Below are 12835 nucleotides of genomic sequence, written 5' to 3' on the forward strand. Positions count from 1 at the left end.
ACCCGTCCGCCGCTAAGCTTCCCCCGAAGGATAAGCTCCGCTCGACTTGCATGTATTAGGCACGCCGCCAGCGTTCGTCCTGAGCCAGGATCAAACTCTCCAAATTGGTATTTAGAAAGAGCGATTCGCTCATTTTGAAACATCTGACGAGAATTTGCATTCTCATTTTGGAAGTCACTCACGTGATTTCCGATACTCACTCGTTGTTCAGTTTTCAAAGATCAAGCTCGTTGTTGGCGGCGATGTTCTCGTCAGCAGCAACTCTTATACTATATCATGTCCGGCGTATTAATGCAAGCTCTTTTTTTAATTTCTTTTTTCGAGCTCGGCGTTGAACTTTCTTGGCCGGAATTAGAATATATCATGTATAGAGATTCTTTGCAAGCATTTATTTTAAATAATTTATATAGAACAGGCTACGCCCCTTAATCACCGCGAATTTCTCCAGCAGTTGTATGGGGGCGTAGCCTTTTAGTATAAAAGCTTATCAGACAGCCTTAAGCGATAATCTCCTGAATGAACAGTTCACGTTCCATCATCAAATTAACGATTGCACCCTCGACTTGGACCATTGGCCGTGTAGGATTGCTGCGGTCAGTGAAAATAATCTCTCCATGGCGGCCGTCGCTAAGACGTATTCTTGTGCCGTTATACAGATCGGTTGTTTTTTGAATGAATGTCTGAACGATGACCGGGTCGAGCTTGCCGAAGCTCTCTGTAAGCAACTGCTCCAGAACCAGATACGGTGACTGTGCCTTTCTGTACGCCTTCTCCAGAGTCATGGCATGGAATATATCCGCCACAGCCACAATCTTAGCGTAGAAGTGAATCTGAGTGCCCTCAAGATGAAGTGGATAACCTGAACCGTCAATTTTCTCATGATGCTGCAGCGCCGCCAATCGGACGCCTTCATTGATGGCCGTGACATTGCGCAGCAACTGGTAGCCATAAGTGGTGTGCCTGCGAACTTCCTCTACCTCATCCGCTGTCAGCGGAGTCGGCTTCTGCAACAGTGAGGCATCAACCTTAACATTCCCTATGTCATGCAGCAATCCGGCAAATGCAGCTTGCAGCCAATCCTTTTGCGGATATCCGCACCATTGGGCAATCTTGTAGGAGGTCAGTGCAGAAAGTACAGCGTTGTGATAGTAATAATCCTGGTCAAGTACAACCCGCGGTGCAAATTTTAAAATGTGATAGTCCTTCAAGTGACCGATTAATGTCTCTAATTGACTTCGCAATTCATAAATAGGCAAGGGAGCAGCAGCCACGGAAGCGTAGCTTTTCTTTATTAACGCCAGCATTTTCTCATACTCATCATGAAGAGGAGAGTTGCTCTTGGCCAGCAATGACTCATTAATCATCGCACCTGCTTTGAGCGACGCCCGCTTGGAGGCTGCTATGGTTGTTTCCGAAGCCTTATTCTCTCCTTGGGCACCCTCTATTTCTATCTGTTGAATCAGGAATGCCTGCAAAATCTCGATATCCCGTGGGAGTATAATCTTCCCCTTAGCAAATAAAACACCTCCCAAAGGTGTTATTACATCTTTAACAATTTTCGAACCGGGTTTAACTTCTCCTACGGATATGCTTGGCATAAAATCAGCCCCTCTATTTCGGTGACACTGCGCTCTGGGTAATATAACTCTCTAATTATATTATGGATAGCTGCAAGCGACTAGATAGATTAATGTCAATTGGAAAGATTTATTTCGAGCTCTTGATACAGCAAAGTAAATATACAAAAGGATCAAGAGTCTCTGTAAATAGAAACTCTTGATCCTTGTAGTTGTTCTATTCGAGGCTGTCCCCTTCGCTGTCTGCGCCCGCTTCAGGCTGGTTCACATCTCCAGCGTCCTCTACATCTACAGGTTCGCCTTGAATTTCTTCTCCGCCTTCCTGCTCTGAGAGTTCATCCTCTTCATTCTTATCCGCTCTGCAGAGAGTCGCTACAGCGTCATCTTCACGGATATTGATCAGTTTAACGCCCTGCGCATAACGGCCCATGGTCGAAATGCCGTCCATACTTGTGCGAATCAGAGTACCACTCGTGGTAATAATCATCAGGTCCTCATCATCCTTAACAACCTTCAGACCAACTACAGGACCGTTCTTTTCGGTAAGGCTAATGGTCTTAATTCCCTTACCTCCCCGGGTCTGTGAACGGTAGTCGCTTGCAGGTGTCCGTTTGCCGTAACCATTGCTGGTTACAATCAACACTTCAAGCTCCTTATCCACACAATCCATACCGATAACATGGTCATTGTCATCGAGAGTAATTCCCTTAACACCGGTTGCGCTGCGGCCCATTGAACGTACATCATTCTCGGAGAACGTAATCGACATCCCGCGTGCGGTACCGATAATCAGATTCTGCTCGCCGTCCGTCAGCTTAACCTCAATCAGCGAATCCTCCTCACGGAGATTAATCGCAATCAATCCGCCCTTACGGATGTTATTATAGTCCTCCAGCGGAGTTTTCTTCACGATCCCTTCACGGGTAGCAAAGAACAGATATTTATCGCTATCGGTATCTTCAACCTGGATTACCGCGTTGATCTTCTCACCCTGTTCGATTTGAATCAGGTTGATGATTGGAGTCCCGCGTGCGGTGCGTCCAAGCTCTGGGATCTCGTACGCTTTGATCCGGTACACCTTGCCCTTATCGGTAAAGAACATCAGGTAATTATGCGAGTTGCTCACGAAGAGATGCTCCACGAAATCCTGATCTTTGGTATCCATCCCTATTACACCGCGGCCTCCGCGCTTCTGGCTGCGATAGGTGCTTACCGGCAAACGCTTGATGTAGCCAGTATGTGTGACGGTAATGACCACCTCTTCACGTGGAATCAGATCCTCATCGAGAATGCTTTCTTCTCCAATCGTGATTTCTGTACGACGGTCATCCGAATACTTATCGCGAATCTCCTGCAGCTCGTTGCCGATGATCTCCAGCACGAGGTGCTCATTAGCCAGAATCTCTTTATACTCCGCAATCTTGGCCAATAGCTCGTTATATTCGTTCTCAATCTTTTCCCGCTCCAGACCGGTCAGGCGCTGCATCCGCATGTCTAGGATGGCTTGTGCCTGCTCTACGCTGAGGCTGAAGGTACTCATTAAGCCCTCCCGCGCAATATCCGTTGTGCGTGAGGCACGGATCAGGGCAATAACCTCATCCAAATGATCCAGTGCTACGCGCAGACCTTCCAAGATATGCGCCCGCGCTTCAGCCTTCTTAAGATCAAAGACAGTCCGGCGGCGGATAACTTCCATTTGGTGCTGCAAGTAGTGGTGCAGCACATCATGCAAATTAAGAATCTTGGGTTCGTTATTGACAATAGCCAGCATGTTAATGCCGAATGTAGACTGCATAGAAGTGTGTTTGTAGAGATTATTCAGCACGACGCTTGGGTTCACGTCACGTCTCATCTCAATCACAACACGCATACCATTGCGGTCGGATTCATCGCGAAGATCCGTAATACCGTCAATCCGCTTCTCACGTACTAATTCGGCAATCTTCTCAACCAATCTCGCCTTATTGACCTGGTAAGGCAGCTCACTCACAATGATCCGCGCTTTACCGTTGTTCTCTTCAATATCCGCCTTGGCCCGCATAGTGACCGATCCGCGGCCAGTGCGATAAGCTTGGCGAATGCCCTCACGGCCCAGGATGTAACCGGCAGTTGGAAAATCCGGGCCTTGAATATATTCCATGAGTTCCATAGGAGTAATATCAGGATTCTTGATCATTGCCTGAACACCATCAATGACCTCACCCAGATTATGCGGAGGAATATTGGTAGCCATACCAACAGCGATACCAGATACCCCATTAACGAGCAGGTTGGGATACCGGGCAGGCAAAACTACGGGCTCATTTTCTTCGCCATCATAGTTGGGTGCGAAATCTACCGTTTCCTTGTTCAGATCACGAAGCATTTCACCCGCGATTTTGGATAGCCGCGCCTCGGTATAACGCATAGCTGCAGCCATATCTCCGTCGATAGATCCAAAGTTTCCGTGACCATCCACCAGCATATAGCGCATTGAGAAATCCTGGGCCATCCGGACCATCGTTTCATAAACTGCAGAATCTCCGTGAGGATGATACTTACCGATAACCTCGCCGACAATTCTTGCTGATTTCTTATGAGGTTTATCCGAAAACATTCCAAGTTCCGACATCGCAAACAAAATGCGTCGGTGGACAGGCTTAAGTCCGTCCCGCACATCCGGCAAAGCTCGGCTTACAATGATGCTCATCGCATAATCCATAAAGGATTCGCGCATTTCCACACCAATGTCCCGATCGTGGACTTGCGGGTTATTTTGTTCAGCCATGAGTTGCTGGACCTCCTTCAGTTAAAAACCGCTACCCCTAATTATATTACTTTCACAAAAGTAGCACAATTAAACATGATAGCCTTTGCATTGATTTTCTTTAGCAGAATACGGGTATATGCCCTGTCCGCCAATGTCTTCAGCACATAGACTGTAAAGACAAGAAGAATGGTCTTATGACCCTGATTTCGTCCAAAAAGACATAACCCCATATCCTTATATTATAACATTGTTTAGGCAGCTTGTCCTGACATTTCAACCCGCAAGACACTTGAGGTGCATGCTTTCCAAGGAACTCACCATACTTTTTAGGAGGATGATCATGAGGATTCAACGGGTGTCCAGTAAATGGGCTAAAACGAAAGTCATCCTGCAGAACAGCAAGCTTTCAGCCTTCATACCGGAAACGAGGAAATATAAACTGGAAGCTCTAATAGAGCTGCTTGAAATTCATGGAACGGTATACATTAAGCCGGACCGCGGGACCTATGGAAGTGGGGTGATGAGGGCAGAACAACGCATGGTTCATTTAAGCTCAAGCGATCAGCAGCCGGACAATGAAACCAGCCCCCAAGGTCTGATCGACAATCACGAAACCGAGCAGAAGGTTATGTATATCCTCCGGTATGCAAAAGACGCAGAGATTTTTAACACGCCTCAAGAGCTGCACGCAGCTATCATGCCGCGGATAAAAGGACGGCCTTATTTGATCCAACAGGGAATTGACCTGCTGTGTCATCAGAACCTTCCCTTTGATCTGCGGGTACTTACTCAAAAAAATCTATCAGGGGGCTGGGAAACGACTGGAATGCTCGGAAGGGTAGCCGCCCCGCAAAAGGTTGTCACCAACTATCACAATGGCGGCAGTATTTTTTCCGTAAACGACCTGTTGAAAGCTCATATGAGCCCGCCTGAAATGACTACAACCCTACACCAGTTAAAATCGCTTGGAGTAAAAATTGCCGCACAGCTAGAAACTGCTTATCCGGGACTCAAAGAGATTGGACTTGATGTAGCGATGGACCCGCACCATGACATGTGGCTGCTTGAGGTCAACACACTTCCCGCTATAATGGTCTTTAAAACATTCCCCAACAAATCAATCTACCGTAAAATCCACCGTTATGCTGCAGCCTATGGCCGGTTCAAGAGCACCAAATCTGCTTCAGCTTCCCGCCGCAAATCTGTTTCAAGACCCCGGTAACGGACAGAAAAAAAAGAACCTCCGCCCCCTATTCATCAGAGAACAGGGAGCGGAGGTTCGCTACAATGCACAACTATCAGATATCAAGGTTCCGCACTGTCTTCGCATGCTCTTGAATGAACTCATATCTCGGCTGGACATTATCTCCCATGAGCGTATCAAAAATACTGTCAGCCAGTATGGCATCCTCAATCGTTACCTGCAGCATGATGCGGCTCTCAGGGTCCATTGTCGTATCCCATAGCTGAGCTGCATCCATTTCTCCAAGTCCTTTATAGCGCTGAATATTAACTTTAACATTCTCGCCAAACGTAGCGATGATCTCGTCACGCTCACGTTCGGATTGGGCGTAACGAACAACCTTGTTGCGCTCAATCTTAAAGAGCGGCGGCTGGGCGATATAGATAAATCCTGCCTCTACCAGCTTGCGCATGTAACGGTAGAAGAACGTCAGCAGCAATGTTCTGATGTGGGCTCCGTCAACATCCGCATCGGTCATAATGACAACCTTGTGGTAACGGGCTTTGGACAAATCGAAATCATCGCTGATGCTGGTTCCCAGTGCCGTAATAATTGCCCGGATTTCAGCATTGGACAAAATACGATCAAGACGGGCTTTCTCCACATTCAGGATCTTACCGCGCAATGGCAGAATCGCCTGGAAATGACGGTCACGTCCCTGCTTGGCAGAACCGCCGGCAGAGTCACCTTCGACGATGTACAGTTCACTGATCGAAGCATCCTTGGATGAGCAGTCAGCCAGCTTACCCGGCAGAGCACTGACTTCTAGCGCACTCTTGCGGCGGGTCAGCTCACGGGCTTTACGGGCTGCTTCACGGGCACGGGAGGCCTGCAAAGATTTCTCCAGCACACGGCGGGAAACCGCTGGATTCTCCTCCAGAAACTGCTGCAATTTCTCCCCAAAGAGAGACTCGACGATACCACGGACTTCACTGTTGCCCAGCTTGGTCTTGGTTTGGCCTTCGAATTGTGGCTCCGGAATTTTGACCGAAATGATTGCGGTCAGTCCTTCGCGAACATCATCGCCGGTGAGATTCGAGTTGCTGTCCTTAATGACTCCCGCCTTGCGGGCATAATCATTAATGATTCGGGTTAATGCGCTCTTAAAGCCCGATTCATGGGTTCCGCCCTCATGGGTATTAATATTATTGGCAAAAGAGTAGATATTCTCTGTATATGAATCGTTATACTGCAGCGCCACTTCCACCGCAATCATATCCCGCGAGCCTTCCACGTAGATTGGGTCCTCATGCAGCGCTTCTTTTTTCTCGTTCAAGTACTTCACATACTCAACAATACCGCCCTCATATTTGAAGACGTTGGATACTCCCGTCCGTTCATCCAGCAGCGACAGCTCAATGCCTTTGTTAAGAAAAGCCAGCTCGCGGATACGGGTGAGCAGAGTTGCATACTCAAAAACAGTAGTTTCGGTGAAAATCTCCGGGTCGGGATGAAAGGTTGTCGTTGTCCCGGTCTCATCGGAATCGCCAACCACCTTGATCTCATACTCCGGTACGCCGCGTCTGTACTCCTGCTGATAAATATGGCCGTCGCGCTTAACCTTTACAACTACCTTCTCGGACAAAGCATTCACTACGGATATCCCTACGCCGTGCAGACCGCCCGATACTTTATACCCGCCACCGCCAAATTTACCGCCTGCATGCAGGACAGTCATGACAACTTCGAGGGTAGATTTCTTGAGCTTCTCGTTCTCTCCGACAGGGATACCCCGGCCATTATCAATAACAGTGACACTATTATCCTCATGAATCTTCACTTGAATCCGGTCGCAAAAACCTGCCAGCGCCTCGTCGATACTATTATCGACAACCTCCCAGACCAAATGATGCAGACCTTTGGCGCTCGTGGAGCCGATGTACATGCCGGGACGTTTCCGAACCGCCTCCAGCCCTTCCAGTACCTGAATCTGGCTCTCATCATATGTCGGTTGATTCATTGACATGTCTTCACCTACTTCTTTCTGATTATCTCTTGTAACTCTGAATACACTATATTTCTAACAAGATTTTGGCTCTTTTTTTGAGAGTGGAGGAGGAAATAGGGGAGTAATACACAGTGTTTTTGGTTACAACAATGGACTTCGCTTCCTCTTCACCGATTCGTTCCAGTTTTTTGTCCTGCTCGGAATGAATAATGAACTGCTTCGACACCTTGGAAGATTTCTCAATCGAGATATCAAATATAGCAATCAACTCTGAGGATCGAATAATTTTTTCCCCGCCTAAATGGATATACATGATCTTCCTCCGCTCTTTATAGCTCCACTTTGCCGTCATGAACATGATATAGGCTGGCGCCTTTTAATCTTTCGGCATTCAGACTCTCTACCCCGGTTGCGGTAATGAAGGTCTGGACCTTGCTCTGAAAGGTTTCGATAAGCTGGGTCTGACGGTAGGGATCAAGTTCGGACAAAACATCATCAAGAAGCAGCACAGGATACTCTCCGATCTCCTCATGGATCAGCTCAATTTCCGCCAGCTTGAGCGATAAAGCCGCCGTACGTTGCTGCCCTTGGGAACCGTAGACCTGAGCTTCTCTTCCGTTGATAAAAAAGGACAGGTCATCCCGGTGGGGACCCGTCAGCGTCATGCCGCGCCTGATTTCCTGATCTCTCGTTTGTGATAACTTTAACATAAAATTGTTCAATAAAACAGCTTCATCTTCCATCTCCCGTTCACCGAAAGAGGGAACATACAGTAGTTTCAGCTCTTCTCCGCCGTTGGTAATCCCCTTGTGAATGCTCTCTGCCCATACTTGCAGCTTCTTTATGAATTGTTTCCTTTTTTTTACGATTTTAACACCATGCTCCACAAGCTGGGCATCCCATATCTCCAAAAGCTCTTGGCCTGCGGCCTCCTTGCCCCATAGCTGCTTCAGCAAATTGCCTCTTTGGACCAGTATCTTCTGGTATTGCTGCAGATGAAACAGGTAGCTTGGCTGAACCTGGCCAATTTCCATATCAAGAAACCGGCGCCGGATACCGGGCGTGCCTTTGACAATCTCCAGATCCTCCGGGGCGAACATCACGACATTCAATGAGCCTATAAACTCGCTGAGACGGCGTTGCTCAAGTCCGTTAATTTTGGCTTTTTTGCCTTGGGAGGACAAGGTCAGCTCCAGCTTCAGATCACCGTATTTGCGCTCTACATCGGCCACAATTTGCGCGGAGCCTGCCGGGGCATCAAAGGAAATAAGCTCCCGGTCCTTGGAGGTTCGGTGGCTTTTGGTCATGGCCAGGACGAACAGAGCCTCCATGAGGTTGGTTTTGCCCTGGGCGTTCTGACCGAGAATAAGGTTCACATCGCCCAGGCTCTCCAGACGCAGCAGCCCGTAGTTGCGGTAATACTGCAGACCGATATTTTTGACAAACACAAGCCTGTGCCTCCCTTTGGACTATTTCTCTTGTATTGCGCCGCCTTCAACCACAAAAACGCCGTTGTCCTGAACCTCTATTGTATCACCCGGGTACAGCTTTCTTCCACGACGTTCTTCTTTGTCGCCGTTAACCTTCACATAACCTTCCTGCAGCAGGGCTTTGGCCATCCCGCCTGTGGATACGCAATCGGAGAGCTTCAAAAACTGGTCGAGCTTAATATATCCACTGTGGATAAGTATTTTTTTCATGAATTTCATCCTTTCAGCCACTTATCCACAGGTGCATGGACAGCGGCATTAATTGGTCGTCCGGTAAGGGAGAATGACATACAGGCTGCGGCTTTCGTCGAGCGGCTTCAGGATGATCGGACTCATCATTCCCGTAAAAGCTATCACCAGTTGTTCGCTTTCGACAACCTTGAGCACATCAAGCATGTATTTGGAGTTGAAGGAGATTCTCAGCGGTTCGCCTTTAAAATCAATCACCTCAAGCTCCTCACGTACTTTGCCCAGCTCCGACGAGCTTGAGGAAATCTCAACATCCCCGTTATCAAGTGTCTGCATACGTACGATGTTGGTTTTTTCCTCACGGGACAGCAAATAAGCTCGGTCAATGGATTCGCTTAATTTTTTTGTATCCAAAGTTAGTTCTGTTTTGTAGGCAGTTGGAATAATTCTAGAAGTATCCGGATAAATTCCGTCCAGAATACGCGAATAGAACAGCACCTTGTCGATTTTGAACAGGACCTGGTTATCGGCTACGACAATATCCACGAGCATGTTCTGGTCCGGAATAATTTTGCTTAGTTCGTTCAGCGTTTTACCGGCTATAACAACATTGGCAAACTGAACATTGTCCGTTCCTTCCAGGTGTGCAGCTCTTGTCGCAAGACGGTGGCGGTCAGTTGCCGTGAATTTGAATTCATTATCGCTAAGATTCCACAAAATCCCGGTAAGAATCGGTGTTGTCTCTTGGGTGGAGATGGAGAAAGCGGTTTGTTTAATCATATTTTTCAGCAAATCGCCGGGCAGAGAGATCGTCTCGTTCTCCTCTATGCTAGGCAGCACAGGGAATTCTTCGGGGTCAAGGCCAACGATTTGAATCTCGGTGGAGCCGGAAGAGATATAGGTTTGGAAGCCTTCTTTGACTTCCATGTGGATTTCTTTGGAGGGAAGCTTCTTGATGATTTCAACGAAGAACTTTGCTGGAAGCACAACACTTCCGGGCTGTTCTACTTTTACGATGGTTTGGCTGTCGCTTTCTGCAGGAATGAAGGATTGGATGGAAATGTCGGTATCGCTTGCAGTCAAGGTAACGCCTTGATGACTAACTTCAAACTTAATCCCGGTAAGAATGGGGATAGTGGTTCGGCTGGAAATTGCCTTGGATACATGGCCTATTGATTCGTTGAGCTCATTTTTGAGAATGCTTATTTTCATGATTTCACTCCTAGCTGGAAAATTGGGAATTGGATGGCTGTGGATTCTCTTTGAAACGGCGCTCTTAGATGATGAATTCTTATAGTTATTTAATAGTATTAGTAGTAGGGGCGCCGTTTATGTGGATAACCGTAAAAACAGCATAAAATTAAGCCTACCCACATGTGTATAGATTGTGTATAGGCTCTTTGTTACTCTTATGAAGGGTTTTTGATTTTCTCCGCAAGATTATTTACCACTTTGTACAACTCCTGGTCTACCTTTAATGACTGTGTAATCTTCTCATGGGCATGGATAACGGTGGTATGATCGCGTCCTCCGAAGGCTTCTCCAATCTTAGGCAGCGAATAATCCGTTAATTCACGTGAGAGATACATAGCGATTTGCCGCGGAAAAGCTACAGCCTTGGTGCGTTTGCGCGCTTTGAAATCCTCCATGCGCAAATTGTAATACTCGCCGACCTTTTGTTGAATATCACCGATTGTGATCATCTTCGGCCGGCTTGATGGAATGATATCCTTAAGCGCTTCGGCTGCCAAATGAGTGGTTACATCCTGGTTGGTCAGCGACGAATAGGCCACAACCCGAATTAATGCGCCTTCCAGCTCACGAATGTTCGTATCAATCTGGTTGGCAATGTACATCATGGCTTCATTCGGGATATCCAGATTCTCTGCCTTGGCTTTCTTGCGCAGGATGGCGATTCGCGTCTCCAGATCCGGCGGCTGAATATCGGTGATGAGTCCCCACTCAAACCGGGAACGCAGCCGTTCTTCCAGGGTGGGAATTTCCTTTGGCGGACGGTCGCTGGAGATAATAATTTGCTTGCGTTCTTCGTGCAGCGCATTGAACGTATGGAAAAATTCCTCCTGCGTTGATTCCTTGCCGGCGAGGAATTGGATGTCGTCAATCAGCAGAATATCAACATTGCGGTATTTGTTGCGGAAGCTTTCACCGCGGTTGTCACGGATGGAATTGATGAACTCATTCGTGAATTTCTCGGAGGAGATGTATATGACCTTATTGTTCGGGTTGTGCTCCAGAACATAGTGTCCGATAGCATGCATTAAATGCGTTTTTCCGAGTCCTACACCACCATACAGAAACAGCGGATTGTAAGCTTTGGCAGGCGCTTCGGCCACCGCCAGTGAGGCGGCATGCGCAAAACGGTTGCCGGAACCGATTACGAATGTATCAAAAGTATATTTGGGATTGAGCAAATGGGTCTGCGCTTCTTCTCGCGATACTGCGGGCGAGGGCGCCATTTGTTGAATTACAGGCTCAGAGGGCTTGTTCTCCTCAATCACAAATTTGACGTCAACCTGCTGTCCGGTGACTTCATAAACGGTGGCTCCCACCAATTTGGTATAGCGGCTTTCCAGCCATTCTACGGCAAAAGTTGTAGGCGCCGAGATGATTAGAGCCTGGGGGCTGAAGGTTAACGCTTTCGTAGCCTTAAACCAGGTATCAAAGCTCGGCTTGCTTAGTTTGGTTTGAATAATCTCTAAAATTTGCTGCCATAATTCGGAAGTATGGCTGTCCACAGACTGTCACTCCTTTAAATCTTCCAAATGTGGCGTCAGCCATGAAGTGGAAATGTCGAAGAAAATGGGTTGGTGCTGTATCTTATCCCCAATATGCAATATAAAGAGACAAAAAAATATGGATAAATTTGAATTGTTCACAACTTTATCCACAGCTTGTTGATAATTTATTGAACAAACAAACCTATTCACATTCAAAAGTAATACCATCATAGCAAAATGGCCCTTGTTTTTCAATGTGCAGGCACATTTTATCCACAAATTCAATCACTTGTGTATAATTATTAGGCACAACACTACATATTGTTGATAATTTGTTTACCGTTCGACAGTTTCTGCAAAGACTTCGACTTTTTTATACACAGGTTGTGCTCAATTGTGAGTAGCTAGAGATTTTTTTGATCACAGGTGGATAACTGTAAAAGTCTGTGGATTTTTTGTTTGGGCGAGGAGATTGTGGATAAAGACTCTGAAATGGAGGCGCGGCTGGCAAGTAGATATGGTTGACTTTTGACTTCATTATGTGTTTAAATATATAAAGGTGTTTTCTGTGAGGATATGTCTCCAAATTAAAATGATGATACTTGTAGATACTGTCCCTACTCCAAGGGCGGCTTAGTCCGTTTCTGCTATATGACAGTAATTAAGATCCTGTAAGGGAGGTGCAATACATGAGACCGACGTTCAAACCGAATGTGAGCAAACGCAAGAAGGTACATGGTTTCCGCAAAAGAATGAGCACGAAAAACGGCCGTAAAGTGCTGGCAGCCCGCCGCTTGAAAGGCAGAAAAGTTTTGAGTGCGTAAGTTAGGCCACTTAGGGACCACTACGGTGGTCCTTTTTAAATATAATGAAGTAATCTGTGTACTTTGAACAAATTGCT

11 protein-coding genes are annotated in these 12835 nt (G+C 47.0%); 2 read left to right on the forward strand and 9 right to left on the reverse strand.

Annotated elements, in window-relative coordinates; genetic code table 11:
• The 3 genes from B212_RS35575 to gyrA all read right to left on the reverse strand — a co-directional run.
• Positions 1–218 (reverse strand): hypothetical protein (locus B212_RS35575; protein ID WP_232231512.1); only part of this gene is annotated, 218 nt, incomplete at its 3' end.
• Positions 219–497: 279 nt separating this feature from the next.
• The gene (locus B212_RS0127570; RefSeq protein ID WP_019914521.1) at positions 498–1598 is read right to left on the reverse strand and encodes an HD-GYP domain-containing protein; all 1101 of its coding nucleotides are present in this window, start codon (positions 1596–1598) and stop codon (positions 498–500) included.
• A 196-nt stretch (positions 1599–1794) separates the two neighbouring features.
• Entirely contained in the window at positions 1795–4344 is a 2550-nt protein-coding gene (gyrA, locus tag B212_RS0127575; RefSeq protein WP_019914522.1) for a DNA gyrase subunit A, read from the reverse strand.
• Positions 4345–4666: 322 nt separating this feature from the next.
• Between gyrA and B212_RS0127580 the strand changes: the two genes are divergently transcribed.
• Positions 4667–5548, forward strand: coding sequence for a YheC/YheD family protein (locus tag B212_RS0127580; protein ID WP_019914523.1), 882 nt, complete (start codon positions 4667–4669; stop codon positions 5546–5548).
• 76 nt (positions 5549–5624) lie between these two features.
• Here B212_RS0127580 and gyrB read toward each other — a convergent pair whose 3' ends face one another.
• The 6 genes from gyrB to dnaA all read right to left on the reverse strand — a co-directional run bounded on the left by gyrB (position 5625) and on the right by dnaA (position 11952).
• Complete coding sequence (gyrB, locus tag B212_RS0127585; protein WP_028531070.1) at positions 5625–7535, reverse strand: DNA topoisomerase (ATP-hydrolyzing) subunit B; 1911 nt, start codon at positions 7533–7535, stop codon at positions 5625–5627.
• 46 nt (positions 7536–7581) lie between these two features.
• Positions 7582–7830: an extracellular matrix regulator RemB gene (remB, locus tag B212_RS0127590; RefSeq protein WP_019914525.1), complete on the reverse strand. Its 249-nt coding sequence runs from the start codon at positions 7828–7830 to the stop codon at positions 7582–7584.
• Between the two features lie 16 nt (positions 7831–7846).
• Complete coding sequence (recF, locus tag B212_RS0127595) at positions 7847–8965, reverse strand: DNA replication/repair protein RecF (protein ID WP_019914526.1); 1119 nt, start codon at positions 8963–8965, stop codon at positions 7847–7849.
• A 21-nt stretch (positions 8966–8986) separates the two neighbouring features.
• Complete coding sequence (yaaA, locus tag B212_RS0127600; protein ID WP_028531071.1) at positions 8987–9217, reverse strand: S4 domain-containing protein YaaA; 231 nt, start codon at positions 9215–9217, stop codon at positions 8987–8989.
• Between the two features lie 48 nt (positions 9218–9265).
• A complete protein-coding gene (gene dnaN / locus B212_RS0127605) occupies positions 9266–10408 on the reverse strand; it encodes a DNA polymerase III subunit beta (RefSeq protein ID WP_019914528.1) in 1143 nt (380 codons plus the stop codon).
• A 197-nt stretch (positions 10409–10605) separates the two neighbouring features.
• Positions 10606–11952, reverse strand: a complete 1347-nt coding sequence (gene dnaA / locus B212_RS0127610) for a chromosomal replication initiator protein DnaA (RefSeq protein ID WP_019914529.1) — start codon at positions 11950–11952, stop codon at positions 10606–10608.
• A 671-nt stretch (positions 11953–12623) separates the two neighbouring features.
• Between dnaA and rpmH the strand changes: the two genes are divergently transcribed.
• Positions 12624–12758, forward strand: a complete 135-nt coding sequence (rpmH, locus tag B212_RS0127615; RefSeq protein WP_019914530.1) for a 50S ribosomal protein L34 — start codon at positions 12624–12626, stop codon at positions 12756–12758.
• Positions 12759–12835 lie beyond the last annotated feature (77 nt).

Origin of the sequence: Paenibacillus sp. HW567 (assembly GCF_000374185.1) — a bacterium.
GTDB lineage: Bacteria > Bacillota > Bacilli > Paenibacillales > Paenibacillaceae > Paenibacillus_AQ.